The organism is Barnesiella viscericola DSM 18177 (assembly GCF_000512915.1).
Taxonomy (GTDB): Bacteria; Bacteroidota; Bacteroidia; order Bacteroidales; family Barnesiellaceae; genus Barnesiella; species Barnesiella viscericola.
Genome location: NZ_CP007034.1, coordinates 2,073,717 through 2,093,489, shown reverse-complemented (window position 1 = coordinate 2,093,489; position 19,773 = coordinate 2,073,717). Strand labels below are relative to the sequence as shown.

At 54.7% G+C, this 19,773-nt stretch carries 17 protein-coding genes and 1 tRNA gene; 9 read left to right on the top strand and 9 right to left on the bottom strand.

All coding sequences use genetic code 11. The annotated features are described in order from the left end of the window. The first annotated feature begins 114 nt into the window (after nt 1-114). The 6 genes from BARVI_RS08515 to BARVI_RS08490 all read left to right on the top strand — a co-directional run bounded on the left by BARVI_RS08515 (nt 115) and on the right by BARVI_RS08490 (nt 7,885). Nucleotides 115-2,898: a putative LPS assembly protein LptD gene (locus tag BARVI_RS08515; protein ID WP_025278826.1), complete on the top strand. Its 2,784-nt coding sequence runs from the start codon at nt 115-117 to the stop codon at nt 2,896-2,898. Between the two features lie 66 nt (nt 2,899-2,964). Then, nucleotides 2,965-4,410 (top strand): CCA tRNA nucleotidyltransferase, encoded by a 1,446-nt coding sequence (locus tag BARVI_RS08510; RefSeq protein WP_025278825.1) that lies wholly within the window; start codon nt 2,965-2,967, stop codon nt 4,408-4,410. A gap of 281 nt (nt 4,411-4,691) precedes the next feature. Then, nucleotides 4,692-6,026: an NADP-specific glutamate dehydrogenase gene (locus tag BARVI_RS08505; RefSeq protein WP_025278824.1), complete on the top strand. Its 1,335-nt coding sequence runs from the start codon at nt 4,692-4,694 to the stop codon at nt 6,024-6,026. A 301-nt stretch (nt 6,027-6,327) separates the two neighbouring features. Then, nucleotides 6,328-6,582: a hypothetical protein gene (locus BARVI_RS13385; protein ID WP_157232573.1), complete on the top strand. Its 255-nt coding sequence runs from the start codon at nt 6,328-6,330 to the stop codon at nt 6,580-6,582. 407 nt (nt 6,583-6,989) lie between these two features. After that, complete coding sequence (locus BARVI_RS08495; RefSeq protein WP_025278822.1) at nt 6,990-7,601, top strand: hypothetical protein; 612 nt, start codon at nt 6,990-6,992, stop codon at nt 7,599-7,601. Then, entirely contained in the window at nt 7,601-7,885 is a 285-nt protein-coding gene (locus tag BARVI_RS08490) for a winged helix-turn-helix domain-containing protein (RefSeq protein WP_025278821.1), read from the top strand. The genes BARVI_RS08495 and BARVI_RS08490 overlap by 1 nt, the downstream gene beginning before the upstream one ends. Before the next feature lie 181 nt (nt 7,886-8,066). Here the strand turns inward: BARVI_RS08490 and trxA are convergent, their stop codons facing one another. The 5 genes from trxA to BARVI_RS08465 form a co-directional block, all read right to left on the bottom strand. Continuing rightward, a complete protein-coding gene (gene trxA / locus BARVI_RS08485; RefSeq protein ID WP_025278820.1) occupies nt 8,067-8,381 on the bottom strand; it encodes a thioredoxin in 315 nt (104 codons plus the stop codon). Between the two features lie 78 nt (nt 8,382-8,459). Next, nucleotides 8,460-12,341: a DNA polymerase III subunit alpha gene (gene dnaE, locus BARVI_RS08480; protein WP_025278819.1), complete on the bottom strand. Its 3,882-nt coding sequence runs from the start codon at nt 12,339-12,341 to the stop codon at nt 8,460-8,462. A 188-nt stretch (nt 12,342-12,529) separates the two neighbouring features. Then, nucleotides 12,530-13,702 (bottom strand): M24 family metallopeptidase, encoded by a 1,173-nt coding sequence (locus BARVI_RS08475; RefSeq protein ID WP_025278818.1) that lies wholly within the window; start codon nt 13,700-13,702, stop codon nt 12,530-12,532. A 2-nt stretch (nt 13,703-13,704) separates the two neighbouring features. Beyond that, on the bottom strand, nt 13,705-14,361 hold the full coding sequence (locus BARVI_RS08470) for an HAD family hydrolase (RefSeq protein ID WP_157232572.1): 657 nt from the start codon (nt 14,359-14,361) through the stop codon (nt 13,705-13,707). A 69-nt stretch (nt 14,362-14,430) separates the two neighbouring features. Further along, nucleotides 14,431-14,502: transfer RNA gene (locus tag BARVI_RS08465), tRNA-Arg, on the bottom strand. Nucleotides 14,503-14,623: 121 nt separating this feature from the next. Here BARVI_RS08465 and ung point away from each other — a divergent pair. Together ung and BARVI_RS08455 are read left to right on the top strand one after the other, a co-directional pair. Beyond that, nucleotides 14,624-15,286, top strand: coding sequence for a uracil-DNA glycosylase (gene ung / locus BARVI_RS08460; RefSeq protein ID WP_025278816.1), 663 nt, complete (start codon nt 14,624-14,626; stop codon nt 15,284-15,286). 17 nt (nt 15,287-15,303) lie between these two features. Next, a complete protein-coding gene (locus BARVI_RS08455; RefSeq protein WP_038534324.1) occupies nt 15,304-15,780 on the top strand; it encodes a C-GCAxxG-C-C family protein in 477 nt (158 codons plus the stop codon). Between the two features lie 70 nt (nt 15,781-15,850). On the opposite strand, the gene BARVI_RS08450 is transcribed toward BARVI_RS08455, so the two are convergent. From BARVI_RS08450 to BARVI_RS08440, 3 genes are read right to left on the bottom strand one after another with little or no spacing between them, the layout of a single operon-like run. Continuing rightward, complete coding sequence (locus BARVI_RS08450) at nt 15,851-16,288, bottom strand: hypothetical protein (RefSeq protein ID WP_157232571.1); 438 nt, start codon at nt 16,286-16,288, stop codon at nt 15,851-15,853. 57 nt (nt 16,289-16,345) lie between these two features. Further along, nucleotides 16,346-16,585, bottom strand: coding sequence for a hypothetical protein (locus tag BARVI_RS08445; protein ID WP_025278813.1), 240 nt, complete (start codon nt 16,583-16,585; stop codon nt 16,346-16,348). A 4-nt stretch (nt 16,586-16,589) separates the two neighbouring features. Further along, nucleotides 16,590-17,792: a C1 family peptidase gene (locus tag BARVI_RS08440; protein ID WP_025278812.1), complete on the bottom strand. Its 1,203-nt coding sequence runs from the start codon at nt 17,790-17,792 to the stop codon at nt 16,590-16,592. 146 nt (nt 17,793-17,938) lie between these two features. On the opposite strand from BARVI_RS08440, the gene BARVI_RS08435 reads away from it, so the two are divergent. Continuing rightward, nucleotides 17,939-19,222, top strand: coding sequence for a type IX secretion system plug protein (locus BARVI_RS08435; RefSeq protein WP_025278811.1), 1,284 nt, complete (start codon nt 17,939-17,941; stop codon nt 19,220-19,222). 3 nt (nt 19,223-19,225) lie between these two features. On the opposite strand, the gene BARVI_RS08430 is transcribed toward BARVI_RS08435, so the two are convergent. Beyond that, the gene (locus tag BARVI_RS08430) at nt 19,226-19,693 is read right to left on the bottom strand and encodes a PepSY-like domain-containing protein (protein ID WP_025278810.1); all 468 of its coding nucleotides are present in this window, start codon (nt 19,691-19,693) and stop codon (nt 19,226-19,228) included. Nucleotides 19,694-19,773 lie beyond the last annotated feature (80 nt).

The window sequence follows — 19,773 nt, the reverse complement described above, 5'->3', positions numbered from 1 at the left end:
TCGATTCGGTCAAGTCTGTCCCAACAGAGAATAAAATATATTAAATAAAGTCCAAAGGCCGATAAGTCGTAGAAAATGTGTATTTTTGCGCTTTGATTACAGATGGACACCCCGATGTCAAAAGAGAGTAAAAAATACGCCATACTTTTATCGCTTCTATTCTCTTCCCTGTTTGTGTCGCTCATTGCACAAGACAGGCACCCGTCATATTCTGCGGCGACATCGGCCGATTCTACCCCCGCAAACGACAGCTCGGCAACCGCCTTGCCGCTTGCAGTGCCGGCTCTGCCCGACAGTACCGGTGTCGACTCCCTTGCGGCCGATTCGCTCTCGAACGATTCACTGGCCACCGACTCGGTACCCAAAAAGAAAAAGAACGGGCTCACCTCGGTGGTCGACTACCAGGCCAACGACTCGATTGTCTTTACCAACGGCAACGAGGTGTACATGTACGGGAAAGGAGTCGTTCAGTTCGACGGCATGGAGCTGAATGCCGACCAGATAGAGATGAACATGGACAGCAGCCAGGTCTACGCCGTAGGCCGTCCCGATACGGTGGGCGACATCGTGGGACGCCCCGTATTCAAGGACAAGAGCGGCGAGTACGAGTCGGAGACCATGCACTACAACTTCAAGACCAAGAAGGGCTACATCACCAACATCGTGACCCAGCAGGGCGAAGGCTATCTGACCGGCGGCCAGACCAAGAAGATGGACAACGACGAGTTCTACATGAAGGACGGCAAGTACACCACCTGCGACAACCACGAGCACCCGCACTTCTACCTGCAACTGACACAGGCCAAGGTGCGTCCCAAGAAAAACATCGTCACGGGACCCGCCTACATGGTGCTGGCCGACGTGCCCCTGCCGCTGGCCATACCCTTCGGCTTCTTCCCCTTCACCGAGAAATATTCGTCGGGTATCATCATGCCCACCTTCGGCGACGAGTTGGAACGGGGCTACTACCTGCGCGACGGCGGTTACTACTTTGCCATCAACGACTATGTCGACCTGGCCCTCACCGGCGAAATCTACACCAAGGGGTCGTGGGGTGTCAACGCCCGGTCGGCCTACATCAAGCGGTACAAATACTCGGGTAACGTCGATTTGAGTTTCATCACCACCATTACGGGCGACAAGGGGTTGCCCGACTACTCCAAGATGAAAAACTTCAAAGTCGCATGGACTCACACCCAGGATACCAAGAACAACCCCAACATGTCGCTCTCGGCCAGCGTGAACTATACCACCAGCGGATACACCCGCAACGACCTGAACAGCTACTACAACGCCAACGCCTTCACCGAGAACACCAAGAGTTCGACGGTCAACATGACCTACCGCGTGCCCAACTCGCCGTGGAGCTTCTCGGCCACGGCCAACGTCACCCAGCGCACCCAGGACTCCACGTTGAACGTGTCGTTCCCCAACCTCACCATATCGATGGGGCAGGTCTATCCCTTCAAGCGGAAAACGGTGGTGGGTAACGAGCGATGGTACGAACGGATACAGCTGTCGTACAGCGGACGCTTCCAGAACTCGATTCTCACCAAGCAGGACCAGATTCTCAAATCGAACCTCATCAAGGACTGGCGCAACGGCATGTATCACAACATACCCATCTCGGCCACCTTCAACCTGTTCAAATACTTGAACCTCACCGCCAGCTTCAACTTTACCGACCGCATGTACTCCAACAAGGTGATGCAGGATTGGGACACGCAACAGGCGCGCGTCGTGCGCGATACGGTCTACGGCTTCTACAACGTGTACAACTACTACGGTTCGTTGAGTGCCGACACCAAGCTCTACGGTTTCTACACCCCGTGGAAGATATTCGGCGACAAGGTGCAGGCCATTCGCCACATCTTCACCCCCACGATATCGTTCAGTGCCGCGCCCGATTTCAGTGCACCCCGGTATGGATTCTGGGATTCCTACTCCTATGTCAACGAATATGGCGAGACGGTGACGACCAAATACTCGCCCTTCTCGAACGGCGTGTATGGTACGGTGTCGCAGGGCCGGCAGGGAACCGTGTCGTTTGCCGTGTCGAACAACTTGGAGATGAAGGTCAAGTCGGACCGCGACTCGACCGGCGTGCGCAAGATTTCGCTCATCGAGAACCTCTCGGCCAACATGAGCTACAACATGGCGGCCGACTCCATGAAATGGAGCAACCTGAATACCTCGATTCTCATCAAGCTGACCAAGAATTTCAACTTGCAGATGAGTGCCGTGTGGGATACCTATACCTACCAGCTCGACCGATACGGAAACCCCGTGCGGGTGAACAAACCTCGCTGGACCGTGGGCAAGGGGATCGGTCGGTTGTCGAGCACGGGCACCTCGTTCTCTTATACCTTCAACAACGACACCTTCAAGAAGAAAGATAAAGACTCCGATTCCAAGAACACGCAGCAACAGAGGCAACAGCCCAACGCACTGCCGACCGATCCCAATTCGGGCGACGAGGAAGAGGAGGCACCCGGCGACTCCGATGTACAGTTCGGCCCCGACGGTTACTCCATCTGGGAAATCCCGTGGAGCCTCTCCATCAACTACTCGGTCAACTATGGGTACGGCACATTCAACAAAAAGAAGATGGAGTATAACGGCCGGTTCACCCAGAACCTCAGCCTCTCGGGCAACATCAACCTCACGAAAAACTGGTCGTTCAACTTCTCGGCCAGCTACGATTTCAATGCCAAGAAGATTGCCTACATGAACTGCAACGTCACCCGCGACATGCACTGCTGGTCGATGAGTGCCAGTTTTGTGCCGGTGGGTCCCTACAAGTCGTACAATTTCCACATCAGCGTGAAATCGTCGCTGTTGCAAGACCTCAAATACGACAAACACGGCAACTCCTACAACAGCCTCGACTGGTATTAGTCGCCGACGGCTCTTGCCGCAATGGCAAAAAAGTCGTACTTTTACACCTCATTCAATCCCATTGCTATGCAAGCCGACAATCAGCTTATACTCGACCATCTGGACCAACCCATATTCCGGCTCATCGGCGAAGTAGCCGACGCGATGAACCGTCCCTGCTTCGTCATCGGAGGCTATGTGCGCGACATCTTTCTGCACCGCCCCTCCAAAGATATCGACATCGTCACGCTGGGCAGCGGCATCGAGCTGGCCGAGGCGCTGGCCGCCCGGCTGGGCAAGCGGGCCCACCTGTCGACCTTCCGCAATTTCGGTACGGCCCAGGTAAAATACAACCGCCGGGACGAGCATCTGGAAATCGAGTTCGTGGGCGCCCGCAAAGAGTCGTACAGTCACGACTCGCGCAAGCCGGTGGTCGAGGACGGTACCTTGCAGGACGACCAGAACCGGCGCGACTTTACCATCAACGCCCTGGCCTTGTGTCTGAACCACGACCGGTGGGGCGAACTGGTCGACCCCTTCGGGGGTATGGCCGACCTGGAACGGGGCATCATTCGCACCCCGCTCGACCCCGACGTCACATTCAGCGACGACCCCCTGCGCATGATGCGGGCCATACGGTTTGCCACGCAACTCAACTTCCAAATCGAGCCCGAGACCTTTGCCGCCATCGAGCGTAACTGCTCGCGTATCGAGATTATCTCGAAAGAGCGCATCATCGACGAACTGGGCAAAATCATGCGCTCCGACATTCCGTCGAAGGGCTTCATCTTGCTCGACGAGTGCAAACTGCTGCCCCTCATCTTCCCCGAGCTGTCGGCGCTCAAAGGGGTGGAAACCGTCGAGGGACGCGGTCACAAGGACAACTTCTACCACACGCTCGCCGTGCTCGACAATGTGGCGTTGCGCAGTCAGAACGAATGGCTGCGGTGGGCTGCCCTGCTGCACGACATCGGCAAGCCCCGCACCAAACGCTACGATGCCCGGCTGGGGTGGACCTTCCACAACCACAACTACGTGGGCGAGAAGATGATTCCCGGTATCTTCCGCCGCATGAAGTTGCCGCTCAACGACAAAATGAAATATGTGCAGAAGCTGGTGGGGCTGCACATGCGTCCCATCGTGCTGGCCGAAGAGGTGGTTACCGACTCGGCCGTGCGCCGGTTGCTCTTCGACGCAGGCGACGACATCGACGACCTGATGATACTCTGCGAGTCGGACATCACCTCGAAGAACCGCGAGAAGGTGAAACGGTTCCTCGACAACTTTGAACTTGTGCGTACCAAACTGCGCGAAATCGAAGAGAAGGACAGCATTCGCAACATGAAGCTGCCCATACGCGGTGAAGAAATCATGGAGACTTTCGGGCTTCCCCCCTCGCGACCAGTGGGTGAAATCCTGTCGGCCATCAAAGAGGCAATTCTCGACGGGAAGATTCCCAACGAGCACGAGCCCGCCCGTCAGTTCATGCTCGAGACGGCTGCCGCTATGGGGCTTCAACCCGTGGCGAAATAGCATAAATATGAAGTATCTTACACATCACAGCCCATAAACCACTCAAATAGATATTATTTTGTCAATTTTTATTTTAAAGTGAAAGTTTTTCTGTAAAAATGCTTTCACTTTATTTCTTTTTACTATCTTTGCCGGCACATGCAAAGCAAAATGCCCTCTATTTGGCACAGATTGTCATCAGATTGAACCCATAAGCGGCACCAGGCTACGGTTCCAATCTGCACACTTGCAGGGTATTACACAGGCAGTCGCATCCATCTAACCAAATAACATACTTATCAATGAAAACGACAGAAGTATTGAACGAATTGAAACGCCGATTCCCCAACGAGCCGGAGTACCACCAGGCGGTGGAAGAGGTATTGTCGACCATCGAGGAGGTGTACAACCAGCACCCCGAGTTTGACCGCTACAACCTGATTGAACGCTTGTGTATCCCCGACCGCATCTTCTCGTTCCGGGTCACCTGGGTCGATGACCAGGGTCGCGTGCAGACCAACATGGGCTACCGTGTGCAACACAACAACGCTATCGGTCCCTACAAGGGAGGTATCCGGTTCCACTCGTCGGTCAATCCTTCTATTCTGAAATTCCTCGCCTTCGAGCAGACCTTCAAAAATGCCCTCACCACGCTGCCGATGGGTGGCGGTAAAGGCGGATCCGATTTCAGCCCCAAGGGCAAATCCGACATGGAAATCATGCGCTTCTGCCAGGCCTTCGTGACCGAACTGTGGCGCTACATCGGCCCTGATACTGACGTGCCGGCCGGCGACATCGGCGTGGGCGGACGCGAGGTAAGCTACATGTACGGCATGTACAAGAAACTGGCCCGCGAGAACACGGGAACCTTCACCGGCAAAGGACTCGAATTCGGCGGTTCGCTCATTCGTCCCGAGGCCACCGGCTACGGCAACGTCTATTTCCTGCTCGAGATGCTCAAAACCCGCGGCATCGACCTCAAAGGCAAGGTAGTCACCGTATCGGGTTCGGGCAACGTGGCTCAATACACCGTGCAAAAACTCATCTCGTTGGGAGCCAAGGTAGTGACCATGTCCGACAGCGACGGCTACATCTACGATCCCGACGGCATCGACGAAAAGAAACTGGCCTATATCTTTGAACTTAAAAACCTCTACCGCGGCCGCATACGCGAATATGCCGAGGAGTATGGTTGCAAATATGTCGAGGGCGGACGTCCCTGGGGCGAGAAGTGCGACATCGCCATGCCCAGTGCCACCCAGAACGAACTCGACGGCGACGATGCCCGCACCCTGCTGGCCAACGGCTGTTTCGCCGTATCGGAGGGTGCCAACATGCCCTCGACCCCCGAGGCCATCGAGCAGTTCCTCGCAGCCAAGATTCTCTACGCTCCGGGCAAAGCAGCCAATGCCGGCGGCGTGTCGGTGAGCGGCTTGGAGATGACGCAAAACTCCATGAAGATCAGCTGGACGGCCGAAGAGGTGGACCAGAAACTGAAACAAATCATGCACGACATTCACGAGCAGTGTACCCGCTACGGCAAGGAGAGCGATACCTACACCAACTACGTGAAGGGTGCCAACATCGCCGGCTTCATGAAAGTGGCCAAGGCCATGATGGCACAAGGCATCTTGTAATAAACAGAGTTAGTTATTGTTGAATAAGCCAGACAGGCGGGAGGTTCTCCAAAGGGTCTCCCGCCTGTTGTGGTTATGTCCTACCCGGGTGAGGCAAGTCACACAACTCAGTTGGGGGGCATTCTGCACTTACATCTGCTTCCTTATCGAGGTGCGGGGTGACGCACTTGGTCATACCGCGCTGCGACGCGGTATCCAGCAATACCAACACAAGATAATAAAAAGTATGCTTGTGCACCCTTTCACGACAACAACCCTCCCCTTTCTGGACCCCGCATCGAGTGCGGGGTGACACAATCTGTTGTTCATTCTTCTCTACAGCGAGAAGAACGAACCAAGAAGCGCCGCCGCTGTTATCGGGCTTCGTCGCTCGGAGGCTGGTGCCGTCCTCGGGGGCTGTGGAACTCGCTGCGTCAGACAGTCCTCGCCCTCATACCTCGGTCGGCTGGCCTCCTCCCGACCCGATAAAGGCGGAGGTTATCACCGCGACGGGAAGGAGGCTCGTCATTCCGCACTGCGACGCGAAATCCAGGAGTTCCTGCAAGAGATTACGTAAATAAATCTCCCACCTGCACTTTCTGGGCCCCGCATCGAAGTGCGGAGTGACACGCTTGGTCATACCGCGCTGCGACGCGGTATCCAGAAAAACCAACACAAGATAATAAAAAGTACGCTTGTGCACCCTTTCACAACAACAACTCTCTCCTATACTGAACCCCGCATCAAGTGCGGGTGACATCGTGCGCATCGGAGCGCAGGGTGGCACAAAGACTCCATCGAATACAGAGCGGCTCCCCCTCCTTACAGAAAAAATTCACTCTCCCTCAAAAAAATATTCCAAAATATTTGGTTTATATTATAAACCGATTTATATTTGTGTTGTTGGTAATTTTGGAGAGAGAAACCATATAGCTATATAGTTTATAAAATAAACCAATTTGTAAACCTTAAAAGAATCAACTTATGGAAGAGAAAAAACTGAATGAAAAGGAGAGCTTGGAGCTCATCACGCAGATGATCAGGCAGAGCCGCAGGAATATGGTTGTGGGCAGCGGTAACAGGTTTCTGCTCTACGGTTACTCGGCCGTGATACTTTCGATTATTGTCTTTGTGCTTGTGCGCACGACCGGCCACCTTACCTGGGCGGCCCTCTGGTTCGGCATGTTCCTTCCCTTTATCTACTCATGGCTATACGACCGCAAGCATCGCCCGGCGGTTGTCACCTATACCGACCGCATGATCAACGAGACCTGGAAGGTGATAGGGACCCTGTTTGTGATTACCGTGCTGGTGATGATGATACTGGGTTATGCGATGGGGAGTGTCAACTTTGCGCTGATGTTGCCGCTGGCGCTGATTTACTGTGGTATAGGTACCTCGATTACGGGGTTGGTGATTAAGGATTCGGTCCTGGCCTATCTGCCGCTTTTCGGACTCGTCTTTGCCATCTATATGCTCGTGGCTCTACCCTCGTTGCTCCACACACCGGTTACGTGGCATCTCTACTTTGGACTCTCGTTTCTCATCATGATGGTGATACCGGGACATAATCTCAACGCTAAATGCCGAAAATGATGTTACAGGAACTGGACCCTTTGTTGCATTCGCAACTGCGACTGGCTATCGTATCGATTCTCCTTTCGGTCGATGAGGCCGACTTTGTCTACCTGAAAGAGCAGACGGGGGCTACGGCCGGGAATCTGAGCGTGCAAATCGACAAACTGGCTGCTGCCGGATACATTCGGGTGACCAAGGAGTTTGTGGGGCGGAAGACCCGTACCTCCTGCCAGATTACCGAGAAGGGGTGCGAGGCTTTCGAGCGCTATGTCGAGGCCATCAAAAGCTACTTGAAGCTGTAACGGATTTGGGAATCCCCTATATGCCACAGGCGGGAATGCCGTTGCTGCCCCTTGGCATGGATCCCATACCGGGGGTGCGGGTGAAAGAAAGACCGTATCGGGGTGCGCAACGGCTCCACAATACAAAAAAAAGGCTGACCCGAAAACAACCGGGCCAGCCTTTTAATCTTTTTTGCAACGTTTAGAGCAGAGCCTTCACTTTGGCTTCGAGGTCGGCTTTCGAGGCCGAGCCCACGTGTTTGTCCACCAGCTTGCCGTCCTTGAAGAAGAGCAGCGTGGGGATACTGCGAATACTGTACTCGACGCTGATGTCGTCACCTTCGTCGACGTTGTATTTGCCGATTATCACTTTGCCGTCATACTCTTCGGCGAGTTCGTCGACCGAAGGGGCGATGGCCCGGCAGGGACCACACCATTCTGCCCAAAAGTCAATCACGACGGGCTTGCCCGAGGCGATCAGCTCTTTTGCATTTTCATCATTGATTTGCAATGCCATAACTTTATTCTTTTTGTGTTTTATCGTTCGTTTTATTGCGGAACAAAATTAGGTAATCTATGGTTGAGTCGCAAACGATTATTCATTTATTTTGAAGGTCACCTCTTCATTCTCGTTGAGGAAATCGATCAGCTCTTCGGTAATCATGGGGCGGCGACGCGAGCGCAATCGCACCGACTTGCCCAGCTCCGAATCATAGATCTTGAAGTTGAGTTCGGCCTTGTGCTGATGAGCCGGCGGCATGAAATCGGAGAGGGTCTGGATAAAGCCGTTTTTCACCAGACGGGCAGGCATCTCGATGGTGATGGAGTTGAGCATCGTCCCCTTCAACTCCGAGAGCAGCTTCATTTCAAGGATCTTCAAGTCGATGCGACCGGGGGTATATTTCGAGGGGACGCACCGGGCCCGTACCCACACGAAGGTGCCGTTGTTGGCTCCGAATTTGCCATAGTCAATAAAGTCTTGTCCGAAGAGGGGAATGTCGTCGGCGCCCGAGTAGTCCTCGATTTTCAGGAAGCCGTATTGGCCGCCTCGTTTGCCGATGCCGGTGCGGTAGTCGACCACCACGCCGCCGAAGGTAATCTCCTTGTCGAGCAGGGCTTCGCGGTTTTTCAAGTCGGTCATGCGGGTGTTGCAGCCGTAAAGCAGTTCGAGTTTGTAGGCATCGAGCGGGTGGGCCGACAGGTACATGCCCACGAGTTCGCGCTCCTTGTCAAGCCGTTCGATATCCGACAGAGGTACTCCCCGGGGTATCTCGGGCGGGGTGGTCACGATGGGAGCCTCGCTGCCGAAGAGTGAGGCCACCTGCGACATCTTGTCGCTCTGTACCTTCACGCCGTAGCGTACCAGGGTATCGAGGAAGGGCTCGCCTTTGCTGGTGAGGGCCGAGAAGTCTTCGCGGTGAATCTCCTTGAACGAGTCGAAAGCCCCCGAGATGGCCAGTGACTCGATGGTCTTCTTGCCGCAAGCCGAGAGGTTGACGCGCTCGACAAAATCGAATATTCCCTTGTAAGGCCCGTTGGCCTCGCGCTCCCGTACGATGGCCTGCACGGCCGAATCGCCCACACCCTTGATGGCTCCCAGCCCGAAGCGGATATTCCCCTTCTTGTTGACCGAGAACTTGTATTGGCTCTCGTTGACATCGGGCCCGAGTACCTGAATCTTCATGGACTTGCATTCGTCCATGAATTTGGTAATTTCGGTGATGTTGTTGAGGTTTCGACTGAGAACGGCCGCCATGTACTCCGAGGGATAGTTGGCTTTGAGGTAGGCCGTTTGGAAGGCCACCCACGAGTAGCAGGTGGCGTGGCTCTTGTTGAAGGCGTAGGAGGCAAACTTCTCCCAGTCGGCCCAGATTTTTTCGAGCACCTCTTTCTTGTGGCCGTTCTTCTCGCCGCCCGAGATAAAGAGGGGTTTCAGGGCGTCGAGCTTGTCTTTAAGTTTCTTACCCATCGCCTTTCGCAGACCGTCGGACTGGCCGCGGGTGAAGTTGGCCAGCAGTCGCGAGAGCAACATCACCTGCTCTTGGTAGACGGTGATGCCGTAGGTATCTTTCAGATATTTCTCCATGATGGGAATATCGTAGACGATAGGTTCCTTGCCCTGTTTGCGGGCGATAAACTGCGGGATATACTCCATAGGTCCCGGCCGATAGAGGGCGTTCATGGCGATGAGGTCCTCGAAGGTAGAGGGGTGCAGCTCCCGCAGGTATTTCTGCATACCGGCCGACTCGAACTGGAAGGTTCCGGTCGTGCGGCCGGCGCTGTACAGTTCGTAGGTTTTGGGGTCGTCAATGGGAATGGAGTCGATGTCGAGGTCGATGTGGCGGGTCTGCTTGATGTTTTCGACCGCCTCCTTGATGATCGAGAGGGTTTTCAGTCCCAGAAAGTCCATCTTGATGAGGCCGGTATCCTCGATGACGCTCCCTTCATACTGGGTCACGAGCATCTTTTCGCCGGTCTCCTTGTCGTCGGCCGTGCTCACGGGCACCCAGTCGGTAATATCGTCACGCCCGATGATGACACCGCAGGCGTGCACGCCGGTATTGCGCACGTTGCCTTCGAGCATCTGGGCATATTTCATCGTATCGGCCAGGAGTTGGTCGCTCGAATTGCAGGCGTCTTGCAGCTCCTTGACATTCTCGATACAGTTTTTCAGGTTTATTTTTTGAGCCTTGCCGTTCTTCTCGGGCAGACGGTCGGGAATGAGGCGGGTCAGCCGGTCCGACTCCGAGAGGGGCAGTTTCTGTACCCGGGCTACATCTTTGATGGCCAACTTGGTGGCCATCGTACCGTAGGTAATGATGTGGGCCACCTTCTCGGCTCCATATTTTTCGGTCACCCATTGCAGCACCCGTCCGCGGCCGTCGTCATCGAAGTCGACGTCGATATCGGGCAGCGAGATACGGTCGGGGTTGAGGAACCGCTCGAACAGCAAGTCGTACTTCATGGGGTCGATTTGCGTAATTTTCAAGCAGTAGGCCACTACCGAACCGGCGGCCGAACCACGGCCGGGACCTACCGACACGTCGAGCTCCTTGCGGGCGGCGTTGATAAAGTCCTGCACGATGAGGAAGTAGCCGGGGAAACCCATCGTCTTCATGATGTGCAGCTCGAAGTTGATGCGCTCCAAGACCTCGGGCGAGAGCTCCTCGCCGTAGCGCTCGTGGGCTCCCTTGAAGGTAAGCTCCTTCAAGTAGTCGGCTTCGAGCTTGATACGGTAGAGTTTCTCATATCCGCCCAGCTTTTCGATCTTCTTGCGGGCCGACTCCTCGTCCATCACCACGTTGCCGTTCTCGTCGCGGGTGAACTCGTTGAAAATGTCCTCGTCGGTATATTTGCGGCGATACTCCTCCTCGGTACCGAAGCTCTCGGGAATGGGGAAGGTAGGCATCAGCGGGGCGTGGTCGATCGAGTAGAACTCGACCTTGTCGAGAATTTCGAGCGTGTTGGCCAGCGCTTCGGGTACATCGGCAAAGATGTCGTTCATCTCCTGTTGCGTCTTCAACCACTCCTGTTTGGTGTAGAGCATGCGGGTGGGGTCGTCGAGATCCTTGCCCGTACTCAGGCAGATGAGCCGGTCGTGCGCCTCGGCATTCTCCTCCTCGACAAAGTGAACGTCGTTGGTACAAACCAGCTTGATGTTGTGCTTGTGTGCCAACTCGATGAGCCGGGCATTCACCTCGTTTTGCAGCACGAAGGTCTCGTGGTTGGCCCGAGGTACCGTTGCTTTGTGACGTTGCAGTTCCAGATAGTAGTCGTCGCCGAAAACCTGTTTGAACCAGAGAATCGCCTCCTCGGCTCCGGCCAGGTCGCCGGTCAGTATCTTGCGGGGAATCTCGCCACCCAAACAGGCCGAGCAGACAATCAACCCCTCGTGGTATTTTTCGAGTTCGTACTTATCGGTACGAGGACGCGAATAGAAGCCCTCGGTCCACCCTTTCGATACCAGCTTGATCAGGTTGTGATACCCTTTCAGGTTCTTGGCCAGGACCACCAGGTGGTAACCGCCCTCGTCGACCGCACCGCTGCGCACCGAGATGCCGCTCACCTCGTTGACCACGGCACCCCGCACCTCGCGGGGTGTAGCCTCCTTGTCGGAGAGCCGGCGGCGAGCCACATACATTTCGCAGCCGAAAATGGGTTTGAAGATTTTTGCTTCGAGGCGGGCTATCTCCTCACGCAGGGCCTTCAACTCGGCCTCCTTGTCGGCCACCTCCTCGGCGCCGCTCTCGATGGCCTCGATGCGCTTCTGCGCTTTTTTGATATCGTCTTTCACCGCACCGTTTTTCTTCTTCACCAGATTGAAAAACTCCTTTATCCCGAACATGTTGCCGTGGTCGGTCAGCGCCAGCCCCTTCATGCCGTCTTTCATGGCCTTGTCGACCAGAGCCGGAATCGAGGCCTGTCCGTCGAGAATCGAATACTGGGAGTGAACGTGCAGATGAATAAAAGGTTGCATAAACAAGCGTGGATTTAGTTTCGTGGGCTTAAAGTTACAAAGTTATTCGCAGAGTATAAAGCCGGCGTCCGAAGATTTTTGAACAAGTTACAAACAACTGTTTCTCAATAAAAAAGCTATCCGGGCAGGAATCCCTGCCCGGATAGCCAAATCGGTTTCAACATGTCGGAAGCGCCGTTGCCGAACGGTCAAAACAGCTGTGCTATATCGACCGGCGCACTGGTAATCGCCTGTAAACCATCGGGGGTAACCACATAGGTATCCTCGATGCCGACCGCCCCCACGTGGGGAATGACAAATTTGGGTTCGAGCGCGATGACCTGGTTTTCGACCAGCACCTCTTTCGAGCGTGGAGCCAATACCGGAGCCTCGTTCACCTCGATGCCCACACCGTGACCTATGAATCCGGCCTTTTGGTTGTGCCCCATAAAGTAGTCGTCAAACCCGGCTTCGCGAGCCATCTCGACAGCCCGGTGGTAGAGGTCGGCGGCAGCTACACCCGGCTTGCCCATACGGCTCAGCTCGCGATGTATCTCGATGGAGCAACGGTGTGCCTCAACAGCCTTTTCGGGCAAATCGCCTATGGAGTAGACCCGCGTCATGTCGGTCATGTAGCCGGTAAAGTTGCCGCACATGTCGACCATCACCGCCATGCCCGGACGCATGAGCGTACCGTTGGCACCTACCGGAATCGAGCAGTCCATGCCCGCACCGCCCATGGCAAAGTCGTAGGGTGTAGGGGTATCGGCATTGTCGCCGCACAACACATTGCCCATGAATATCTCCATGCTCGCCCCGTTGATGCGGAACAGTCCCAGATTGCCGTGCAGACGCAACAACCGCTCGATTTCGATCTGCAACTCGATGTCGGTCATGCCGTCGCGATAGACCGACTCGATGCGGTGATACACCTCGGCATGTTTCACGGCCGACTCCCGCAACTGAGCCAGTTCGTACTCGGTTTTCACCGCACGTGCCCCGCGCATCACCACCGAGGCGTTCACTACCTTCGCTTCGGGGAAGAGAGCGGCCAGCCGCATATAGTCGCTATGGGCGGCGTCCCACTCCAACGCCACACAGTGCGGTTGGGGCAACCCCAATTCGGTCAGCAGCGCCGATATCTGCTCGGGCTTGTGGATATAGTGCACGGTCTCGCCCTTCAACCCTACGGGACGGCGCACGAAATAGTGCGGCTCGCCCTCGACCGGGATATAGGTGTACCCGCTGAACACCCGACCCGAAGTGTAATAGAGGTTGGCATTCGTATGAATCAAGGCTGCGTCGGCTCCAACGACCCGCATGCCTGCCTGAATCTTCGCGCTGCGCCGAAGAATCTCGGCCTGGAAATCACTCGAAAACATAGCTATTTGCAATTTAAAAAGAATTCGGTAAAATCGGTAAATGAGTCGAAGGCCAGTTCACAATCGTCGGTCTGGCCAAAACCGTAACGGGCGTGCACGAAGGGCAATCCCACCCGATGGGCTTCCTGCCCGTCGGCATCGATGTCGCCCATGTAGAGCGGCTGTTGCAAGCGGTATTTCTCTTTAAGCAACAACATATTGTCACCCTTGGGTTTGTGCGTATTGCCATAGGCAAGCCCCTCGGTAATATAGGGCGTGATACCGATACACGTCATGAATATGGGCAACGTATGTCTGTCGCAGTTGCTCACCAGAAACAGTTTGTACTTATGCGACAACCGCTCCAACCCCTCGACCACCCCGGGATAGGGCGTCCCCCCGTATCGGGCCAACAAGACAGGCTCCTCACCCGCCAGCTCAGCCGAGAAGCGGGCCGACTCGTCGGGCGTAATGTCGGGGAACATGCTCGCTATGATGTTCGGGATAGGCATGCCTATATGGCGAATGAGCGACTCGCGGGTAACGTGAACCTCGCGGCCAGCCCGCAAAAAGACTTCGTTCCAGATGCGGGCGTAGGTATCGACGGCGTCCCACAGGGTACCGTCCATATCAAACATGAGAGCATCGGTCAGGCTCCAATCGACTTGCATTTTTTTCATGCGGCAAAGGTAGTCTTTTATCAGAAACAAAAAAGCGTTCCAACGGGTTTCCCCTCTTGGAACGCCTTGTACACCCGTGGGGAGTCGAACCCCAATCGAAGGAACCGGAATCCTTTATTCTATCCATTGAACTACGGGTGCCGCTAAACGAAATCGGGAAAATCAGATTCTGCATAAGAATCTGCCCCCAATTGCGTGGCAAAAGTAAGAAATATTTGTAGCTTTGCAAACAGTTACGGTTAAAATCTTACACAAAAAGATTATGAACGTTCGCATCGAACCCAGCTGGCAGCAACGGTTACAACCCGAATTTGACAAGCCCTATTTTGAAAAACTGACCGACTTTGTACGTCACGAGTATGCCACCAAAACGGTTTACCCGCCGGGTAGCCAGATTTTCGCCGCATTCGACGCCTGCCCCTTCGACCGGGTGAAGGTGGTCATTCTCGGGCAGGATCCTTATCATGAACCCAATCAGGCGCACGGTCTGTGTTTCTCGGTGAACGACCACATTCCCTTCCCGCCTTCGCTGCAAAACATCTTCAAGGAGATTGAGAGCGACCTGGGGATACCGGTCCCGGCCAGCGGCAATCTGACCCGTTGGGCCCGCCAGGGGGTATTGCTGCTCAACGCCACCCTCACGGTCGAGGCGCACCGGGCCGCATCGCACCAGGGCAAGGGGTGGGAGACCTTTACCGACGCCGTCATTCACAAACTGGCCGAGGAGCGCGAACATCTGGTCTTTATCCTGTGGGGGGCCTATGCCCAACGCAAAGGGGAGTTTATCGACCGCAACCGGCACCTGGTGCTGCAATCGCCCCACCCGTCGCCCCTGTCGGCCCACCGGGGCTTTTTCGGCAATCACCATTTCAGCCAGACCAATGCCTATCTGGTGGCTCATGGCATCGAGCCTATTCAATGGTAAAACACACACGTAAACGTATGGAAAAGATAAATGTAGAAGAGAGAGCCGAAAAGGCACGCCAACTTTTTCACGAAGGATATAATTGTGCCCAGTCGGTTGTACTGGCATACAGCGATCTGTTTGACCTCGACCCCTCCCTGGCCTCCTCGATAAGTGCTCCGCTGGGCGGAGGCATGGGCCGCTTGCGAGAGGTGTGCGGTGCCGTGAGCGGCATGTTCATGATTGCCGGCCTGTACTACAAGAACGACGCTCCGGCCGATATGGCGAAGCGCAAACAGGTCTATACCGCAGTACAAGATCTGGCCGAGAAATCGAAGGCCCAGAACGGTTCGATTATCTGCCGGGAGTTGCTGGGACTCGACCACAAGAGCGATACTCCTACCCCCGAAGCTCGCACCGAGGCCTACTACAAGCGCCGCCCCTGCGCCGACTACGTGGCATCGGCAGCCCGATTAATTGGCGAAAAACTCAATCAGGAAATCAGCAAAGAGTGATATACCAGCCCTCTGTCTGGCCATAGTCTGCTGATTATCACTGGGGATTGTTCCCGCTTTACAAGCGGCTTCACTGGTGATAGTGTCCCTTTTCCTTGACCAGCACGACCTTAACCCGGTTGTCTTTGAGTATGGCTCTCGACCGGGAAAAGAAGGGTAGTTGCCAGGCCCAGCGGCGATGCTCCCAGGTGAGCATGTCAACCGGGAAATCGAGGTCACGCAGAAACACATAATACGATGCGGGAAACGAAACGGCCGACACGGCTCCGCTGCGGGCCACCTGCTGTACCGAATCCAAGCGCTGGGTGCGCTCGTCGTCGCTCATCTCGTCCAGGCGAGGTATATCGAGATAACATGAGGTATAGTATCCCTGCTCAGTAAACAGACGCAGGGCTTTCCAGTTGCGCGACTCGACAATCAACTGCTCTTTATAGGCACCGGCATGGGTCAACATAGCGGTCAGGAGCGACTCGGCCCGACGGCAATTCGCCTCGGTAAGATTCTTCAAATCGATCCACAATTCACGCTCGGGATTCCGCCCCAAATAATCGAGATACAGGCCGAGCTACTCGGACGACGGTGTGTCGTGTCCGATTCTGAAATCGTTCAGCTCGGGCACAAACAGCACGTCGCATTCAAAATTCTTATATTCATCTTCAAACTCGTGCAGCTTCTCTATCGTGTTGGTCCGGTGCAACCATATCTTATCAATATAATGGTCCACCACTTGGTCGTTACAAAGGGGGATTGTCAATAACGGCAGGCACAACACCAATAAAAAAGCGGCAACCAGGCGCCGTTTCATGGCGTTAATCCATATGCAGCTTTTTCAGGATTTTGGCCGGTACCGCCTCTTTGCGCACAAGAATATTCATGGTCTTGTATTTGACAAAGGGCTCCGACGCATAGAAGAATCCGCCATAAATCTGCTCGGTCCCCCACGAGTTCTTCACCTTGTAGTATTTCGTACCGTTCTGGTCGACGGCCGTACCCACGATAACCATGCCGTGGTCGTCGGTCGTTTCGTAGTTGTCATAAGCCTCCTGACGCACCTTCTGGTCGATGACCTTCTCCTCTTCGGGAGCCTCGAACTTGTAGAGCTCGCCCTCTTTCTCGGCCTTCGACAGTTTCACCCAACGGGAGAGTTCGGTACCCGACAGGTTGTCGTTCTTCTTCTCCACGGGTACGACGGCAAAGCCTTTGAGATATTGGAATCCCTTTTCGCTCACGTCCGAAGCCCACATGACGGTATAACCCTTGTCGATGGAATAGTCGATGGTCTCCATCAGTTCGTTGAGCGGGATATTGTAGTATTGCGACCACAGCCAGTTGTCGGGCACCTCGATGGCAAAGGGTTTGTAGAAATCGTGATGCGTGAACGAGGTCAACGGGATATAGTCGCTCGATTTGATACCCAGCGACTCGGCAAACGACTTGGGCGTGTATTCCACCCCGTTGTAGGTAAACTTCTCGGGTACTTTGCCCAGATAGGTGTCGAGTACCGCCTTGAAGCCATCGAGCCAAGCCGTCGACAGTTTCGAGTTGGGATTGTCGATAACGGCGTCGACATAGCCTTTGAGAATGGCATCGAGTTCGCCGTGCTGATGTTTGTCGGTACCGTAGTTCAATCCCGTGTACACCTCCTCGGGCACGATACCGTATTTGTCGATAATATAGAGTACATCATAGGCGCTGCCTCCGGCCGAAAAGGAGATGGAGCCGTGCATGCGCACATACTTGATGGCCTTCTCGATATAGTCGTTGCGCACGACAAACATCTCGGAGAGGTCGACCGACGGCTTGCCCTGACGCAGCAAATCGTCCTCGATAAACGACAGGGTCGAGAAACTCCAGCACGTGCCCGAGCGACTCTGGTCCTTCACCGGATTGGTTTTCAACTCTTTCGTTACGGTAAACTGGTATCCTACCGAATCTTTCTTATTTTCTCCGGCCCAGGCAAAAACCGAGACGGCCGACAAAGCACATGCGATGGTCAAATGTCTATAATTCATAAATCTGTCTATTATTTAAAATTGCGCACAAATATAGCCATTATTTTCATATTTGGTAAAAACTCGGGCATTCCTGTAACAGATATTAGGAATCTGGTATAAATTTTCGTACATTTGCCATAAATAACTTTCTAATCGAGAACTGCATGAAACCTGCACATATCCTTCGCGTCTTACTGGCCGCAATCGTCCTGTGGACTCCTTGCGCCCTCACGGCACAATCGCTTTCGGACCAACCTTACGAAACCCGCTCCTTCTCCGACCGGTTCAAGACTCTGCGCACGCAGGTCGAGGGCCGGGAGCTTTTCCCTCCGATTATCGACCTGAACACCAACGAACACATCACCATCTCGTTCGACGAGATGACCGAGGAGGTCTCTTACCTGCAATACAGCCTCGTACACTGCAATGCCGACTGGCGCCCGTCGGCCCTGTCGGATCTCGAATACCTCGACGGCTTCAACACCAACCCCATCGAGGAGTTCGATTTCTCGATGGCCACCTTTGCCCACTACGTGCATTACAGCCTCACCCTGCCCAACGAGGACGTGCAATTCAAGGTATCGGGCAACTACGTGTTGCTGGTCTATCCCGAGAACGAACCCGAGCGGGTCTTGCTGCAAGTGTGCTTCTCGGTCTATGAGAACAACATTCTAGTCGCACCCAGTGTCACCTCGCGCACCGACATCGACTACAACCGGGAGCACCAGCAGGTGAGTGTCACCCTCAATGCCAACAACTATCGCATACAGAATCCCTACAACGAACTGAAAGTGAGCGTGACCCAGAACGGGCGCCGCGACAACGAGGTAATCGTGAACCGCCCCTTGCGGGTACAGGGCAGCCAAATCTTCTTCGACCACGACCGCAACCTCATCTTCGAGGCAGGCAATGAGTTCCGCCGGTTCGAGATGGTAGCCACCCGCTACGCCGGGCTGGGAGTATCCAACATCTACCACTTCGACCCCTACTATCATGTGGAACTGACTCCCGTCAAACCGCGCTCCGAGTCGAGCTACCTCTATGACCAGACCCAAAACGGCCGCTTCGTAATCCGCCAGAGCGGCGCCAGCGACAGCGATACCGAGGCCGACTACTTCGTGGTGCACTTCACCCTCGACTCCGACCCCATTCCCGGCGGGAAGATTTACATCGACGGCGAACTGACCAACCACCTCTACTCGCCCTACAACGAGATGGTCTACAACCCGCAGACCGAACAATACGAGAAAACCCTGCTTTTGAAACAGGGTTCCTACAACTACCAATATTTGTTCCTGCCCGACGGAGCCCGCACGGCCACGGCCGCACCGGTCGAGGGCAACTATTATCAGACTGTGAACGAATACCTGGTGAAGGTGTACCACCGGGCTCCGGGCGAACGGTACGACCGGCTCATCGGGATAGGCATGAGCTACTCGGGCCGCTAAGCGTCAGTCGTCGCCCCGTGCTTTGACAAACTCGCCCGACTTGGAGAAATAGAGGTGGGTATCGGGATAGGCCAAGGTAATCTTGTAGACATTCTTACGCTGCTCCATACTCTCGACTTTCGCGCCGGGGTAGTGCTGTTCCAGATACTCGACAACGGGAGCGGGCAGCAACTTCACCAGCTCGAGCGAGAGCGGTTTGTCGTCCGACTCAATCTCCTCCCAGTGCCCCTGCCGGTCGAAGCCCAGCTCATAACCGCCCGAGACCTTCACCCCATACTCGTCCCAGGTGCGCGAATGCACGCACTGCAAAACTCGTGCTCCCGGGAAATAGGTTTTCAACAGCTGCCGGGCCGGCGAGGGAAGCTCCGACATCGAGATTTTTCTATCATTCGCCCGGTTTCCACCCCGCCCCGGTCCTATGCCCAGCGCAATCATCGAGAACAAAACAATCAGATACAAATAATTTTTCATATATTTACCTCGGTTTTTAGGTTTTCCATCTATTCTAAAAACAAAATCTTTCGTGCCAATGTTTATAAGCCGAATCCCGA

What these genes read in the sequence shown, in the direction of transcription:
- BARVI_RS08490 (WP_025278821.1), top strand. Translation starts at nt 7,601, where the DNA reads ATGTTACAGGAACTGGACCCTTTGTTGCATTCGCAACTGCGACTGGCT.
- BARVI_RS08510 (WP_025278825.1), top strand. Translation starts at nt 2,965, where the DNA reads ATGCAAGCCGACAATCAGCTTATACTCGACCATCTGGACCAACCCATA.
- trxA (WP_025278820.1), bottom strand. Translation starts at nt 8,381, where the DNA reads ATGGCATTGCAAATCAATGATGAAAATGCAAAAGAGCTGATCGCCTCG.
- BARVI_RS08515 (WP_025278826.1), top strand. Translation starts at nt 115, where the DNA reads ATGTCAAAAGAGAGTAAAAAATACGCCATACTTTTATCGCTTCTATTC.
- BARVI_RS08440 (WP_025278812.1), bottom strand. Translation starts at nt 17,792, where the DNA reads ATGAATTATAGACATTTGACCATCGCATGTGCTTTGTCGGCCGTCTCG.
- BARVI_RS08475 (WP_025278818.1), bottom strand. Translation starts at nt 13,702, where the DNA reads ATGTTTTCGAGTGATTTCCAGGCCGAGATTCTTCGGCGCAGCGCGAAG.
- dnaE (WP_025278819.1), bottom strand. Translation starts at nt 12,341, where the DNA reads ATGCAACCTTTTATTCATCTGCACGTTCACTCCCAGTATTCGATTCTC.
- ung (WP_025278816.1), top strand. Translation starts at nt 14,624, where the DNA reads ATGAACGTTCGCATCGAACCCAGCTGGCAGCAACGGTTACAACCCGAA.
- BARVI_RS08445 (WP_025278813.1), bottom strand. Translation starts at nt 16,585, where the DNA reads ATGAAACGGCGCCTGGTTGCCGCTTTTTTATTGGTGTTGTGCCTGCCG.
- BARVI_RS08470 (WP_157232572.1), bottom strand. Translation starts at nt 14,361, where the DNA reads ATGAAAAAAATGCAAGTCGATTGGAGCCTGACCGATGCTCTCATGTTT.
- BARVI_RS08495 (WP_025278822.1), top strand. Translation starts at nt 6,990, where the DNA reads ATGGAAGAGAAAAAACTGAATGAAAAGGAGAGCTTGGAGCTCATCACG.
- BARVI_RS08455 (WP_038534324.1), top strand. Translation starts at nt 15,304, where the DNA reads ATGGAAAAGATAAATGTAGAAGAGAGAGCCGAAAAGGCACGCCAACTT.
- BARVI_RS08505 (WP_025278824.1), top strand. Translation starts at nt 4,692, where the DNA reads ATGAAAACGACAGAAGTATTGAACGAATTGAAACGCCGATTCCCCAAC.
- BARVI_RS08435 (WP_025278811.1), top strand. Translation starts at nt 17,939, where the DNA reads ATGAAACCTGCACATATCCTTCGCGTCTTACTGGCCGCAATCGTCCTG.
- BARVI_RS08430 (WP_025278810.1), bottom strand. Translation starts at nt 19,693, where the DNA reads ATGAAAAATTATTTGTATCTGATTGTTTTGTTCTCGATGATTGCGCTG.